13 protein-coding genes are annotated in these 14,936 nt (G+C 60.3%); 9 read left to right on the plus strand and 4 right to left on the minus strand.

Annotated features, from left to right (window positions below; genetic code table 11):
• Positions 1–35: 35 nt before the first annotated feature.
• The 9 genes from M989_RS07745 to M989_RS07785 all read left to right on the plus strand — a co-directional run bounded on the left by M989_RS07745 (position 36) and on the right by M989_RS07785 (position 9,648).
• The gene (locus tag M989_RS07745) at positions 36–497 is read left to right on the plus strand and encodes a GNAT family N-acetyltransferase (RefSeq protein ID WP_064543965.1); all 462 of its coding nucleotides are present in this window, start codon (positions 36–38) and stop codon (positions 495–497) included.
• 147 nt (positions 498–644) lie between these two features.
• Positions 645–1,937 carry an isochorismate synthase MenF gene (menF, locus tag M989_RS07750; protein WP_064543967.1) on the plus strand — a complete coding sequence of 431 codons (1,293 nt, stop codon included), beginning with the start codon at positions 645–647 and terminating at the stop codon, positions 1,935–1,937.
• Positions 1,938–2,016: 79 nt separating this feature from the next.
• A complete protein-coding gene (menD, locus tag M989_RS07755) occupies positions 2,017–3,687 on the plus strand; it encodes a 2-succinyl-5-enolpyruvyl-6-hydroxy-3-cyclohexene-1-carboxylic-acid synthase (RefSeq protein WP_064543969.1) in 1,671 nt (556 codons plus the stop codon).
• Positions 3,684–4,451 (plus strand): 2-succinyl-6-hydroxy-2,4-cyclohexadiene-1-carboxylate synthase, encoded by a 768-nt coding sequence (gene menH / locus M989_RS07760; RefSeq protein WP_064543971.1) that lies wholly within the window; start codon positions 3,684–3,686, stop codon positions 4,449–4,451. The genes menD and menH overlap by 4 nt, the downstream gene beginning before the upstream one ends.
• A gap of 8 nt (positions 4,452–4,459) precedes the next feature.
• On the plus strand, positions 4,460–5,317 hold the full coding sequence (gene menB / locus M989_RS07765) for a 1,4-dihydroxy-2-naphthoyl-CoA synthase (RefSeq protein WP_064543973.1): 858 nt from the start codon (positions 4,460–4,462) through the stop codon (positions 5,315–5,317).
• Positions 5,317–6,282, plus strand: a complete 966-nt coding sequence (gene menC, locus M989_RS07770) for an o-succinylbenzoate synthase (protein ID WP_064543975.1) — start codon at positions 5,317–5,319, stop codon at positions 6,280–6,282. The genes menB and menC overlap by 1 nt, the downstream gene beginning before the upstream one ends.
• Positions 6,279–7,631: an o-succinylbenzoate--CoA ligase gene (menE, locus tag M989_RS07775; protein ID WP_064543977.1), complete on the plus strand. Its 1,353-nt coding sequence runs from the start codon at positions 6,279–6,281 to the stop codon at positions 7,629–7,631. Before menC ends, menE begins: the two co-directional genes overlap by 4 nt.
• Before the next feature lie 183 nt (positions 7,632–7,814).
• Complete coding sequence (locus M989_RS07780) at positions 7,815–8,357, plus strand: YfaZ family outer membrane protein (protein ID WP_064543979.1); 543 nt, start codon at positions 7,815–7,817, stop codon at positions 8,355–8,357.
• 94 nt (positions 8,358–8,451) lie between these two features.
• Entirely contained in the window at positions 8,452–9,648 is a 1,197-nt protein-coding gene (locus M989_RS07785) for a nicotinamide mononucleotide deamidase-related protein YfaY (protein ID WP_064543981.1), read from the plus strand.
• Positions 9,649–9,789: 141 nt separating this feature from the next.
• Here M989_RS07785 and glpC read toward each other — a convergent pair whose 3' ends face one another.
• From glpC to M989_RS07805, 4 genes are all read right to left on the minus strand, one after another.
• The gene (gene glpC / locus M989_RS07790; protein ID WP_064543983.1) at positions 9,790–10,983 is read right to left on the minus strand and encodes an anaerobic glycerol-3-phosphate dehydrogenase subunit GlpC; all 1,194 of its coding nucleotides are present in this window, start codon (positions 10,981–10,983) and stop codon (positions 9,790–9,792) included.
• Positions 10,980–12,239, minus strand: coding sequence for a glycerol-3-phosphate dehydrogenase subunit GlpB (gene glpB, locus M989_RS07795; RefSeq protein WP_064543985.1), 1,260 nt, complete (start codon positions 12,237–12,239; stop codon positions 10,980–10,982). Before glpB ends, glpC begins: the two co-directional genes overlap by 4 nt.
• Complete coding sequence (glpA, locus tag M989_RS07800; RefSeq protein ID WP_064543986.1) at positions 12,229–13,857, minus strand: anaerobic glycerol-3-phosphate dehydrogenase subunit A; 1,629 nt, start codon at positions 13,855–13,857, stop codon at positions 12,229–12,231. The genes glpB and glpA overlap by 11 nt, the downstream gene beginning before the upstream one ends.
• A 126-nt stretch (positions 13,858–13,983) precedes the next feature.
• Positions 13,984–14,862, minus strand: coding sequence for a LysR family transcriptional regulator (locus M989_RS07805; RefSeq protein WP_064543988.1), 879 nt, complete (start codon positions 14,860–14,862; stop codon positions 13,984–13,986).
• Positions 14,863–14,936: the final 74 nt, after the last annotated feature.

Here is a 14,936-nt window from a genome sequence, read left to right on the forward strand (position 1 = left end):
CCCTGGCGGTAAAAATAAGGTCTAAGGAGCCTACCATGATTCGCTGGCAAGATTTGCACCATTCTGAACTCGCCGTTCCGGCGCTGTACGCGCTGCTGAAATTGCGCTGCGAAGTGTTTGTGGTGGAGCAAACCTGTCCGTACCTCGATGTGGACGGTGACGATCTGCTGGGCGAGAACCGTCATCTGCTGGGCTGGAAGGATGACAGACTGGTGGCCTACGCGCGAATTCTGGTGAGCGAGGAAGAGATTGAGCCGGTGGTGATTGGCCGGGTCATCGTCAGCGCCGATGTGCGCGGCGAACGTTTAGGCCATCAGCTTATGACGCGGGCCGTTGACGCGTGCCAGCAGCGCTGGCCGCAGCGGGCGCTCTACCTTGGCGCACAGGCGCATCTGCGCGATTTTTACGCCCAGTATGGCTTTGTTACCGTCACCGACGTTTATGACGAGGACGGCATTCCGCACGTGGGTATGGCGCGCGAAGCGGTGCACGCATAACCGCGAATCCCGGCTATAGTAAAAGACAAAGTCCGTTGATTTTCAGCGCGATATTGCCTTCGCGTCTATTTACTCCCTAATCGTGGGTACTGCAATTTACGGGTAGTACCCCTTATACTATGTGGTTTTTATGATAGGGAGGTTGGCGTGCGTTCGATTTTAGCGGCGTTGCAGCGCCTGTCAGCGCTTCTGGCAGACGATTTTCCCGCGTTGCCCGGCATGCGAATCCTTGAAGCAGCTTTCCCTCTGAATGATGCCTTTGACCCGCTCGCCTGGCTGAACGGTCAGGCGGTCTGGCCACAATTTTACTGGCAGCAGCGCAGCGGCAAGGAAGAGATTGCCGCGCTGGACACCGTGTGCACGTTCTCCTCGTTGGCGCAGGCGAATGCCTTTCTTGCTACGCTGCCGCGTGATGACATCCGCGTGTGTGGCGTTAATGCCTTTGAACCGACACGCGGCACGCTGTTTTTGCCGCGTCTGGAATGGCGACGTGAAGCTGGCCGGGCCACCCTGCGGTTGAATCTGTGGAGCGAGACTTCGCTGGCACAGGACGCCGAGCGGGCGCGGGCCTGTCTGGCGGCGCTCAGCGCCCATCATTCCTCTGCTGAACTCTCGCTGCATCAGGAGAGCGAAACCCATCGTCCAGGCAAAGAGGGCTGGTGTCGGCTGATTCAGCAGGCAACCCAGGCGATCCGCGACGGTGAGTTCACGAAAGTGGTGCTGGCGCGCGCGACGGACCTCACTTTCAGCCATGCGCCGGACGCCGGTGCGCTGATGACCGCCAGTCGCCGGGTCAATTTCTCTTGCTATCATTTCTACATGGCCTTTGACGCTCGCCGGGCGTTTCTGGGGTCATCGCCGGAACGTTTATGGCGGCGACGTGGCGTGCAGCTGCTGACCGAGGCGCTGGCCGGAACGGTGGCAGCGCATGACGATCCGGTCATCGCGCAGCGGTTGGGCGATTGGCTGATGCACGACGATAAGAACCAGCGGGAAAACGGTCTGGTGGTTGACGATATCTGCCAGCGGTTGCAGGACGTCACGCACGCGCTGGATGTGCTGCCTGCGGAAATCGTCCGCCTGCGCAAGGTGCAGCATCTGCGCCGTCGCATTCAGGCAGAGCTCACGCAACCGGACGACACGCTGTGCCTGCTCCAGCTTCAGCCGACGGCAGCGGTCGCCGGGCTGCCCAGAGCGGCGGCGCTGGCGTTTATTGACCATTTTGAACCGTTTACCCGTGAAGAGTACGCGGGTTCCGCGGGCTATCTTTCGCGGCAGCAGAGTGAGTTTTGCGTCGCGCTGCGTTCAGCCAGGGTGCAAGACAAGACCGTGCGGCTGTATGCGGGCGCCGGGATTGTCGAAGGCTCCGATCCCGAGCAGGAGTGGCAGGAAATCGAAAATAAAGCGGCGGGGCTGCGCTCATTGCTATTCTCTGAATAGAACATTATCGACTCATATCAAAATCCTACGCTGTCGTAGTCTTTATACTGAGTCGCAATATTTGATACCGGACAAATTCATGTCAGTAAGCGCATTTAACCGACGCTGGGCGGCGGTGATTCTGGAAGCATTAACCCGTCACGGCGTGCGCCACGTTTGCATTGCCCCCGGGTCGCGTTCAACGCCGCTCACCCTTGCGGCGGCGGAAAACCGCGCCTTTATTCATCACACCCATTTTGATGAGCGCGGCCTTGGCCATCTGGCTCTGGGCCTGGCGAAAGTGAGCCGCCAGCCGGTGGCCGTTATCGTCACGTCTGGTACCGCCGTGGCCAACCTCTATCCTGCGCTGATCGAAGCCGGGTTGACCGGCGAAAAAATTATTCTGCTGACCGCCGACCGCCCGCCGGAGCTGATTGACTGCGGCGCGAATCAGGCGATTCGCCAGCCGGGAATGTTTGCTTCACATCCGTCACAGACCGTGTCGCTACCGCGCCCGAGCCAGGATATTCCGGCCCGCTGGCTGGTATCGGTGGTGGATGATGCGCTGGGTGCTCTGCATTCTGGTGGCGTGCACATTAATTGCCCGTTCGCGGAACCGCTGTACGGCGATATGGATGACACCGGGCTGGACTGGCAGCAGGCGCTGGGCGACTGGTGGCAGGGGGATAAACCCTGGCTGCGCGAAGCGCTGCATCAGGAGAGCGCGGTCCAGCGCGACTGGTTCTTCTGGCGGCAGAAGCGCGGCGTGGTGGTGGCGGGGCGCATGAGCGCGGAAGAGGGCAAACGCGTCGCCGAATGGGCCAAAACGCTGGGCTGGCCGCTGATTGGCGACGTGCTGTCGCAAACCGGGCAACCGCTGCCCTGCGCCGATCTGTGGCTGGGTAATCCGGCGGCGGTCAGCGAACTGCAGCAGGCGCAGATGGTGGTGCAAATCGGCAGCAGCCTGACCGGCAAACGGGTGCTGCAATGGCAGCTCGCCTGCGAGCCGGACGAATACTGGCTGGTGGACTCGCTCCCCGGTCGTCTGGACCCGGCACACCATCGCGGGCGTCGGCTGGTCAGCAATATCGAGCAGTGGCTGGAGAAGCATCCCGCTGAAAAGCGTGCGCCGTGGGCCACGGTTATTCCGGCGCTCTCCGCGCAGGCCTGGCAGGCGGTGGCTGCTCAGCGCGAACGTTTCGGCGAGGCGCAGCTGGCACACCGTATTCGCCGCTATCTGCCGGATCAAGGGCAGCTGTTTGTCGGCAACAGCCTCGTGGTGCGCCTGATTGACGCTTTAGGCCAACTGCCTGCGGGCTACCCGGTTTATAGCAATCGCGGCGCCAGCGGGATTGACGGGCTGATTTCGACGGCGGCAGGCGTGCAGCGCGGCAGCGCGCGGCCAACGCTGGCGATCGTCGGCGATCTTTCGGCGCTCTACGACCTTAACGCGCTGGCGCTACTGCGTCAGGTCTCCGCGCCGCTGGTGCTGATTGTGGTCAACAATAACGGCGGGCAGATATTTTCGCTGCTGCCGACGCCGGTGGAGGAGCGCGAGCGTTTCTACGCCATGCCGCAGAACGTCCATTTTGAACATGCGGCGAAAATGTTTGGCCTGAACTACCATCAGCCGCAGGACTGGGCGGCGCTGGAGTCCGCGCTCGGTGCCGCCTGGCGTGTGCCGGCCACCACGGTCATTGAACTGGTGGTTAACGACACCGACGGCGCGCAAACGCTGCAACAACTGTTGGCGCAGGTGAGTCATCTATGATTCTTCATGCCGTCGCCGAGCGGGGCGACCCCACGCAGCCGTGGCTGGTGTTTCTGCACGGATTTTCCGGCGACCATCGGGAATGGCGGCCAGTGGGTGAACGCTTTACGCGTGCCAACCGGCTGTATGTCGATCTCCCTGGGCATGGTAGCTCGGCGAACGTGCAGGTAGACGGCTTCGCCGACCTGGATGCGTTGCTCAAGGCAACGCTACTTAGTTACAACATACTTAATTACTGGCTGGTGGGGTACTCGCTGGGCGGCCGGGTGGCGATGCACTTCGCGTGTCGCTCGCGGGCAGACGGCCTGGCAGGCGTTATCGTCGAAGGCGCTCATCCTGGCCTGATCGACGACGCCGAGCGCGCGCAGCGCTGGCGCAACGACCGACAGTGGGCGCAGCGTTTTGCCCAACAGCCGCTGGCTGAGGTCTTTGCCGACTGGTATCAGCAGCCGGTGTTCGCCAGCCTGAGCGACGAACAGCGCAATGCGCTGGTGGCGCTACGCCAGCAGAACCACGGCGTTGGTCTGGCGGCGATGCTGCTGGCCACCTCTCTCGCGGGGCAGGACGATCTGCGTCCGGCGCTGCAAGCCCGTACTTTCCCTTTCTGGTATCTCTGTGGCGAGCACGACCGCAAGTTTCAGGCGATTGCCGAAACGCTGGCGCTGCCTTGCCATATTATTCGTGATGCCGGACACAACGCGCACCGGGAAAATCCCGCAGGCGTCGTCGCGTGTCTGGCGCAGATTTTGCCTGCTAACTTATAGGAATCGCTATGATTTATCCTGATGAAGCTATGCTGTACGCCCCTGCCGAGTGGCACGACTGTTCCGAAGGCTTTACCGACATTCGTTATGAAAAATCGGCTGACGGCATTGCTAAAATCACCATCAATCGCCCGCAGGTCCGCAACGCGTTTCGTCCGCTGACGGTCAAAGAGATGATCCAGGCGCTGGCGGACGCACGCTATGACGACAACATCGGCGCGATCATTTTAACCGGCGAAGGCGATAAAGCCTTCTGCGCCGGCGGTGACCAGAAAGTACGCGGTGACTACGGCGGCTACCAGGACGATAGCGGCGTGCATCACCTGAACGTACTGGATTTCCAGCGTCAGATTCGCACCTGCCCGAAACCGGTGGTGGCGATGGTGGCTGGCTACTCCATCGGCGGCGGCCACGTGCTGCACATGATGTGCGACCTGACCATTGCGGCGGAAAACGCCATCTTCGGCCAGACCGGTCCGAAAGTCGGCTCCTTCGACGGCGGCTGGGGCGCGTCTTACATGGCGCGCATCGTGGGGCAGAAAAAAGCGCGTGAAATCTGGTTCCTGTGCCGTCAGTACGACGCCAAAGCGGCGCTGGACATGGGCCTGGTGAACACCGTGGTTCCGCTGGCGGATCTGGAAAAAGAGACCGTACGCTGGTGCCGCGAAATGCTGCAAAACAGCCCGATGGCGCTGCGCTGCCTGAAAGCGGCACTGAACGCTGACTGTGACGGCCAGGCCGGTTTGCAGGAGCTGGCGGGTAACGCCACCATGCTGTTCTACATGACGGAAGAAGGTCAGGAAGGCCGCAATGCCTTCAACCAGAAGCGTCAGCCTGACTTTAGCAAATTCAAACGGAATCCGTAATGCGTAGCGCGCAGGTTTATCGCTGGCAGATTCCAATGGACGCGGGTGTGGTGCTGCGCGAACGGCGGCTGAAAACCCGCGACGGGTTATTCGTCTACCTGCGTGACGGCGAACGGGACGGCTGGGGAGAAATCTCCCCGCTGCCGGGCTTTAGCCGCGAAACGTTGGATGAGGCGCAGTCGACGCTGCTGGCCTGGGTGGATGCCTGGCGGCAGGGCGATGATCTGTCGCTGCCCGATGTGCCTTCCGTGGCGTTTGGCATCAGCTGCGCGCTGGCGGAAGTGAACGATGCGCTGCCGTTGGCGGCAGACTATCGCGCGGCGCCGCTTTGTACCGGCGATCCTGACGATCTGGTGCTGAAGCTTGCCGATATGCCCGGTGAGAAAGTGGCGAAGGTGAAAGTTGGCCTGTACGAAGCGGTACGCGACGGCATGGTGGTCAACCTGCTGCTGGAAGCGGTTCCTGAGCTGACGCTGCGCCTTGACGCCAACCGTGCCTGGACGCCGCTGAAAGCCCAGCAGTTCGCCAAATACGTTAATCCGGATAACCGTTCACGTATTGCCTTCCTCGAAGAACCGTGTAAAACCCGCGACGACTCGCGCGCCTTTGCCCGGGAAACCGGCATCGCGATTGCCTGGGACGAAAGCCTGCGTGAAGCGGATTTTCGCTTTGCGGCTGAACCGGGCGTGCGGGCGGTGGTTATTAAGCCGACGCTGACCGGCAGCCTGGCGCGGGTGAAAGAACAGGTCGATGCGGCGCATGCCCTTGGCCTGACGGCGGTCATCAGCTCTTCTCTCGAATCCAGCCTTGGGCTTACCCAGCTGGCGCGCATTGCCGCCTGGCTGACGCCGCAAACAATTCCGGGCCTCGATACGCTGGATCTGATGCAGACGCAGCTGATTCGCTGCTGGCCGGAAAGCCCGCTGCCGTGTGGCGCGATTGAGGATATGGAGCCGTTACTGTGACTTTCGCAACCTGGCCATGGCGACACTGGTGCGCGCAACGTGACGGGAAGATAGCGCTGCGTTTTGATAATGAAAGCCTGAACTGGTCAACGCTGTGTCAGCGCGTCGATCGGCTCGCCGCCGGGTTTCAGGCGCAGGGCGTCAAGGCAGAGGATGGCGTGGCGCTGTGCGCGCGTAACAGCGCGGATGCGGTGCTGGCCTGGCTGGCGCTGCTCCAGTGCGGTGCGCGGATTTTACCGCTCAACCCACGCCTGCCTGCATCGCTGGTTGGCGAACTATTGCCGGCGCTCACCCTTAGCCATATCCTGAACCTCGATGCGCAAGCGCATTACGGCCTCCCGCCACTCAGCCTGCAAGAGGCGGAGGAGTATCGCGAGGTGGAGTGGCAGGCGGATCGTCTGGCATCAATGACGTTGACCTCCGGTTCGACAGGGTTACCGAAGGCCGCCGTACACCGCTGTGCGGCGCATCTGGCGAGCGCGGAAGGGGTATTGAGCCTGATACCGTTCGGCGAAAATGACGGCTGGCTGCTGTCGCTGCCGCTGTTTCATGTCTCAGGACAAGGGATACTCTGGCGCTGGCTGCTGGCGGGCGCGCAGATGGCGGTCAGCGAACGTCCATTAGCCGAGGCGCTGGCGCATTGCACCCATGCCTCGTTGGTGCCGACGCAGCTGTGGCGGCTGCTGAACGACAATCAACCGCTGTCCCTGAAGGCGGTATTGTTAGGCGGTGCGGCGATTCCTGCCGAACTGACCGAACAGGCGGCGGCCAGGGGAATCCGCACCTTTTGCGGCTACGGTCTGACCGAATTTGCCTCTACCGTTTGCGCGCGCGAGGCCAACGGCGGGGACGATGTGGGCACACCGCTGCCGGGCCGGGAGCTGCGGCTGGTGGAGGGCGAAATCTGGCTGCGGGCCAGCAGCATGGCGGCAGGCTATTGGCGCAATGGGCGTTTAACGCCGTTAGTTAACGCCGAAGGCTGGTTTGCTACCCGCGATCGCGGCGAGCTGCATGACGATCGGTTGCGGGTAATTGGCCGACTGGATAATCTGTTTTTCAGCGGCGGCGAAGGGATTCAGCCTGAAGAGGTCGAGCGGGTTATCGTTCAGCATCCTTTGGTGAATCAGGTGTTTGTTGTACCGGTGGACGACGCTGAATTTGGTCAGCGCCCGGTGGCGGTGGTGGAGGGCGAACCCTCGCTGGATTTACCGCAGCTGGCCGCCTGGGCAAAAGATAAATTGGCCGGTTTTCAGCAGCCCTGCCGTTGGCTGCGTTTACCGGAAGCGATGACCCGCGGCGGGATAAAAGTCTCGCGGCACCAGCTGAGCCTTTGGGTTGCCTCGCAGTGATCTTCATCAATAATAAATTTCAGTTATTTTGTGAATAATAAACATCATTATTGCAGATGTATGGGTAGTAATTCGTTACAATCCCGGTGATTATTGTCCGTTTCCTACATTGAATCCGCCGTGTATCGCAGTACAATTCAGCGGGTTATGGGGTTTATTTTCGCTTTGCGTGAAAGGAATAAGATGAAAAAGAGCGTGTTATTGAGTCTGGCGGGGCTGATGTTTGTCTCTGCGTCAGCGAGTGCGATCAGTTTTAACGGTCAGGCCGGTAAAGATTATACCAACCTGGGCTTTGGTCTTGGCACCGAAACGTCGGGCCTGGCATTAACCGGTAACTGGACGCACAACGACGACGACGGCGACGTCGCGGGTCTGGGCCTGGGGCTGAATATCCCGCTGGGTCCGTTCCTGGCGACCGTTGGTGGTAAAGCGGTTTATACCGACCCTAACGATGGTGATTCCGGCTATGCGGCAGCGGTTGGCGGCGGCCTGCAGTGGAAAATTGGCGACAGCCTGCGTCTGTTTGGCGAATACTACTACTCTCCGGACTCCCTCTCCAGCGGCATCGACAGCTACACCGAAGCCAATGCGGGCGCGCGTTTCACCCTTATGCGTCCAATCAGCATTGAAGCGGGCTATCGTTACCTGAACCTGGCGGGTAAAGACGGCAACCGCGATAACGCCGTGGCCGATGGCCCGTATGTCGGCGTCAGCGCTTCATTCTGATTTTCTCCGGCGCAGCGTCCGCTGCGCCAGTTTTCTCTTCTTAAATCCTTCGCTTGCGTTATAGTTAATCGTCCTCTTTTTATTGGAGAAAGTGATGATAACGGTAGAGATGCTGTCCACCGGTGACGAAGTCTTATCGGGGCAGATCGTCGATACAAACGCTGCCTGGCTTGCCGATTTTTGTTTCCAGCAGGGTATTCCGTTGTCCCGCCGCAATACCGTGGGGGATAACCTGGACGATTTAGTGGCGATTCTGCGCGAGCGTAGCACGCAGGCTGACATCCTCATCGTCAATGGTGGCCTGGGGCCGACCAGCGACGATCTCAGCGCCCTGGCGGCAGCGACCGCGAAAGGTGAGTCGCTGATTCTGCACGAGGAGTGGCTGGCGTTTATGGAGCGTTTCTTCAGCGAGCGCGGCCGCGTCATGGCGCCGAGCAATCGCAAGCAGGCCGAGATTCCCGCCAGCGCCGAACTGATTGATAATCCGGTTGGCACCGCCTGCGGTTTTGCCGTTAAGCTCAACCGTTGTCTGATGTTCTTCACGCCGGGCGTACCGTCTGAATTTAAGGTGATGGTGGAACATGAAATTTTACCGCGCATTCGTCAGCGTTACCCGGTCGGTGAGCCGCCGGTTTGCCTGCGCTTAACCACGTTTGGGCGCTCGGAAAGCGATCTCGCCCAAAGTTTGCAGCACCTCGATCTACCACCCGGTGTGACCATGGGCTACCGTTCTTCTATGCCGATTATTGAGCTGAAGCTGACCGGGCCTGCGGAACATCGCGAGGCGATGCTGGCGCTGTGGCCAGAGGTGCAGAAAGTGGCCGGGGAAAGCCTGATTTTTGAAGGTACTGAGGGGCTGCCTATGCAGCTGGCCCGCGTGCTGAAAGAAAAACAGCTGAGCCTGACGCTAAGCGAGCAGTTTACCAGCGGCCTGATTGCGCTCCAGCTTTCTCGCGCCGATGCGCCTCTGCTGGCGAGTGAAGTGGTGCCGCCGCAGGATGAAACGCTGGCGCAAACCGCACGCTGGGCCGCCGAGCGCCGCGTGAATCACTTTGCCGGGCTGGCCCTGGCGGTGAGCGGGCTGGAGAGCGAGCACATTAACTTTGCACTCTCGACGCCGGAAGGCACCCATGCGCTACAGGTGAAGTTCAGCAATACCCGCCATGGCCTGGCGATACGCCAGGAGGTCTGCGCCATGATGGCGCTGAATATGCTGCGTCGCTGGCTCCACGGCAAGCCGGTAGCCAGCGAGCATGGCTGGATTAACGTGGTCGATTCGCTGGTGCTGTAAGCGCCCGATGGCGCGTTGTTTTCCCCCTCTCCCTTTCAGGGAGAGGGCCGGGGTGAGGGTAATCATGCGTTAACCAATCCGCCCATTTCCCCTCACCCTAACCCTCTCCCCAAAGGGGCGAGGGGACCGTTGGGGCGCAGCTTATCGGGCCAACGCCCGGGCCAGCAGTGTAATCGGATGCTCGCATCGCTTGCTGGTGGACATCTCAATCTGCCATTTACAGGTCTCGCAATCGGTGATCACCAGATCCGCGCCGCTGGCCTCAATTTGGGCAAACAGCGGCGCGCCTATCGCCTGCGATGTCGGGTAGTTCTCGCTTTTGAAACCATAGGTTCCGGCAATACCGCAGCATTGCGATTCGAGCACCTGAAGCTCCAGCCCCGGAATTTGCCGCAGCAGTTCCAGCGTATACAGCGACCAGCCCATCTTCTCCATATGACACGGCGTGTGATACACCACCTTCAGCGGCAATGATTTGAGCGGCAGCTCCGCGCCGTCGTCCAGCTTGCGCCACAGCCAGCGCGTCGCCAGCTCAATGCTGTCGCGCAGGTCGTGATTATCAACTTCCAGCAGATGCGGATACTCATCACGTAGCGTAAACGTGCAGGTGGATGAGGTCGCCAGCACCGGCAGATGGTGTGTCTCAATGGCTTCACGCAGCGAAGCCACGTTGGTTTGCGCCTGACGCCGCGCTTTATCAAAGAAGCCGTTAGCGATCAGCGGCACGCCGCAGCACTTCTCTTTGCTGAGCAGCTGCACGCCCACGCCCATCGCGTTAAGTACGCTAATTAGATCGAACCCCAACTGCGGATGGTTGTAGTTCACGTAACAGCCGTGAAAGAAGGCAACCTGTTCAGCATACTGCGCTTGCCGTGCGGCGATACGCTGATAGCGGCGACGGAAGGTGCCGAAGGAATATTTTGGCAGGTTGCGGCGATGGTCTATTTTCAGCGCGGTATCCAGCAACTGGCGTACCGGTTTCAGGCCGGTGGTGGCGTTGACGATGGGCGCAAACGGCGTGGAAAGGCTGCCCATCAGGTCGGTGTGGCTAAGAATCGCATCGCGCAGGCCGGGTTTTTGCTGGCTATAGTCGGCGCGCGCGCGCTGGATAATATCGCCGATTTTCACGTCGGATGGGCAGGCCACTTCGCAGCGCTTGCAGTTGATGCAGTACTTGAGCGCTTCATCGTACAGCGCGCTGTTTTTACGTCGCAGGCGCTCGCCGTCCGGCCCCGCCTGTTTTGGCCCGGGATAGCGCGGGTTGACGCGGCTCACCGGGCAGACGGTGGTGCACACGGTGCATTTGATACAGTTTTCAAAACTTTGCTGGCTCATGCGTCACCTCCCGCCAGGCCGATGATCTGTTTGGCGGCATGCAGGGCGGTCGCGGCACAAACGCCGCCGCCGCAGCCTTGCGCAATCGGGTCGTAGCCGCCCAATACCGAACCAATAGCGAACAGGTTTAACAGGGTTTTTCCGCGTAAGGCGGGGCGCAAGGCGTTATCGACGATGACGCCAGACTGTTGCCACGGCTGCGGATCAAAAAAATCGTCGCGATACCAGGCGGCGCGCGGCGCGGGTTGCATAATATCCAGCCCCAGCGCTGACTCGCGAATTCCGTCGCGTCCGGCGGTTAAGCCGTTGCTGAAAAAGCTGCCGCTGGCCAGCACGGCGAAGCGCGGGCGCAGCGGTATATCGCCGTGATTGTGCGTCCAGATAGCCTGAATCTCCCCCTCGACGTGGCTGACGCGTACCACCTCGTCGCCCGCCATCCAGATACCGCCGAGAGCGACAAACCGCCGCTGAAGCGCGGCGTGCAGGCGCATGCCCGGCACCGAGGGCGGTAGCGTAGGCAACAGAAATAACGCGCAGGGCAGGCTGGCCTTGAGCCAGTCGAACAGTGCGGTATCGCGCAGGCCAAAGACGGCGGGCAGCAGCAGCGCATCCTGCCCCGCGCAGAGCGGCAGTAATGCGTCATAAAGCGGTTGCCAGAGCGCTTTTTCATCCAGTACCCTGGCGATATTGGCGGCGCGAAACTCGGTGGGGTTGTCGCGCAGGTCATCCAGTTCTGGCAGATCGATTTCGGCGGTATCAACCGTCACCCCCTGTTGTTGCAGGGATTCCGCTGCCAGATGCGGCTGGAAATCCAGAAAGCCGCTGATACCGACCACGCGAAGTGAACCTGTCGCCAGCGGGGCGACCGGCACTTCTGCCGGGCTGAGCCAGGCGGGGCGTAGCGTGCCGAGCGGCGTGACGCGTCGGTGCGGCTGGGCTGCGTGACCCTGCATTTTGATACCGCAATCGCTCAATAGCGTCTGCGTTTGCTGCGCATAGCGCAGCACGTTATCGCTGCCCAGTCGGGAATAAGGATGCTGCGGCGACTGCGCGGCCAGCAAGGCCAGCCCTGTCGTTGGGTCATCGATCCGTTGGCCGTCGGGCAGGGCGCCGAGCAAGTCCAGCGATCCGGACGAAAAATGCAGCGCGCTCTGGCCGCGCGTGACGATCGCACAGCGAAGCCCCGCCTGCTGTAGTCGTATTCCGCACAGTAGACCAGCCAGCCCACCGCCGATAATCACGCTATCAAATTTCATGACGGGACTCCTTGTCTAAACCGCACAGCCCCTGATACACCCAGCGGGTCAGCTCGCTTTCACGTAGCGCATCGCCCCAGGCAATAGGCTGCACGCCTTTCCAGCGCTCGTTGAGAAAATCGGACAGCTGCTCCAGCGACTGTGCAGCGGTGGTGACGTTATAGCGATGCAGCAGCCCGCTCGCCCGGCACGCGCAGAGTTCTCCCTGGCAGGTCCCCATGCCGACCCGCGTACGGCGGCGTAAATCCAGCAGATTATTGACCGCCAGATTTTCCACCGCGTACTGCACTTCACCCGCAGTCACCGCCTCGCATTCACACACCACGCTGCGATGCAGACGGCTGTTACCCAGCCACTCCGGGGTGCGGTCGCCATGGCGATACACCGCTGAGCCGCGCAGCGGCGCGGGCAGCGAAATCATGCGCTGCAAGGTTTTTTCCGCGGACTCCTGCGACCCGGGCAACGGCGTGTCGGCGGTGACGCAGGGACGATGATGATTCAGCTTGCGGCAGACGGCATCGGTAGCCCATTCCGCCATCAGGCGATAGGTCATCAGTTTGCCGCCGGTAATGGTGATAAACCCTTCCAGACCGTCGCGTTCGGCGTGGTCCAGCAGCACTATTCCGCGGCTAACGTTGCGTCCGCTGGGATCGTCATCGCTGGCAATCAGCGGACGTACGCCGCAGTAGGCGCGCAAAATACGCGTGCTGGCCATGCGCGGGGCGAGTTTTTCTCCTTCACGCATCAAAATATCTACTTCGTCAGGCGTGACGCGGCAGCGGTCGATATCGGCATAATCAATGTGCGTCGACGTGGTGCCAATCAGCGAAATAGTGTCGCCTGGCACCAGAATATCGGCGTCGGCCGGTGGGCGACAGCGGTTGATCACGTGCTGGTTCATCCGGCTTTCGAAGATCAGCAGCGATCCTTTGGCCGGGAACATGCGGATGCGTAAATCGGCATATTCCGCGATGCGCTGGCCCCAGATACCGGCGGCGTTAACCACCACCGGCGCATGCAGTTCGCACATTTCACCGCTATGGTGATTCAGCAGCTTTACGCCCTGTATTCGATCGCCGTGGCGGATAAGGCCCATCACTTCATGAGCGGTCAGAACGGTGGCTCCGTGTTCGCGCGCGTCGAGCATATTGGCGGCGGTCAGGCGGAAGGGGTCTACCGTGCCGTCTGGCACGCGTACCGCGCCGACTAACGCGGGGTTGACCGACGGTTCCATGCTTCTGGCCTGAGCAGGGTCGATCGCCTCCGCGTCAATGCCCGCGGCGCGGCAGGCGTTGATAAAGGTGCGTTGATACTGGAGATCATCTTCCGGTAGCGTGATAAACAGACCGCTGGTCGGCTCAATGCAGTGGCGGGCAATACGGCGCAGGATCTGGTTTTCGCTGATACACTCGCGCGCTGATTCGCTGTCGGTGACCGCATAGCGCGCGCCGCTGTGCAGCAGGCCATGGTTACGCCCCGTAGCCCCCGTGGCGATATCAAAGCGTTCAACCAGCGCAGCCTTCAGGCCGCGCAGGGCGCAGTCGCGGGCGATACCGGCGCCAGTGGCGCCGCCACCGATAATAATGACGTCAAAGTCACGTGCAGAGGCGCTGTCCATTTTGTGTCCTCAATGTTCGTTTTAAGCACATTAAGTCACATTGCCAATATAAATTGTTTGATATCGAACATATTCGAGCATTTATCGAAAGCATTACCGCGCGTTTTGCGGCATATATCGACTTTCTTACCGGCTTGCGTCGTGGGCCAACTGGCGCAGGCACGCGAGCAGCCGCTGCAACGGGCTCCCCTCGACTGGCGGCTCGCGGGCGATTAGGGAAATCTGGCGATAGAAGGCTGGCTCCAGCGGCACCGAATGCAGCGGCTGGGCCAGCGTTTTGAGCGTCAGCTCTGGCAGAAGCGCGATGCCCAACCCCTGATGGATAAAGCTCATTGCGGTGCTGGGGTGATTAAATTCGTACTTAATTTGCGGTGTCATATTCATACCAGCAAACAGCGACATAATGCTCATTTCGTAGCGCCCTTTACTGACAATAAGCGGCTCGTCGCGCAGTGCGCTGAGCGAGACCTGCTTTTGCGCCGCAAAAGGGTGATGCTCGGGGACCACCACGGTAAACCGGTCTTTATATATCGGGGTGACAAACATGCCTTCTGCCGGAATATGCACAAAACCCGCGTCGATATCATTATTGCGAATCGCCTCAATAATCTCCGCGCTGTTCGCTTCGTGAGGCACAATTTTTATATTCGGATGATGTTGCTCAAAGTAGCGCACCACTGCGGGCAGCACGCTGGCGCAAATACTGGGGAAGCAACCAATGCGGAGCAGACGCTGCGGCGTCTTTTTTTCCTGTTCGGCAATTTCCTTCACCGCGTGAACTTCGCTCATTAACCGGTGCAGGTGAGCGACGATACGCTCGCCCGCGGGCGTCAGGCAAATCGCTTTACGCCGCTCGCGCAGCATAATAGCGACCCCCAGCTCCTCTTCCAGCGCCGAAATAGCCTGGCTGACCGCCGATTGCGTCATAAACAGGCGTTTACCGGCCTCGGTGAATCCACCGCACTCCAGTACCGTAAGCAGCGCGTTGATTTGGGTGAGTGTCATTAGATATCTCTAATTAAACTTATTAAAATGATTAATTTTACTAATTAAATAGCGATGCCTATTATTTTTCAACG

The organism is Kluyvera georgiana ATCC 51603 (assembly GCF_001654985.1).
In the GTDB taxonomy this organism is placed as follows: Bacteria; Pseudomonadota; Gammaproteobacteria; order Enterobacterales; family Enterobacteriaceae; genus Kluyvera; species Kluyvera georgiana.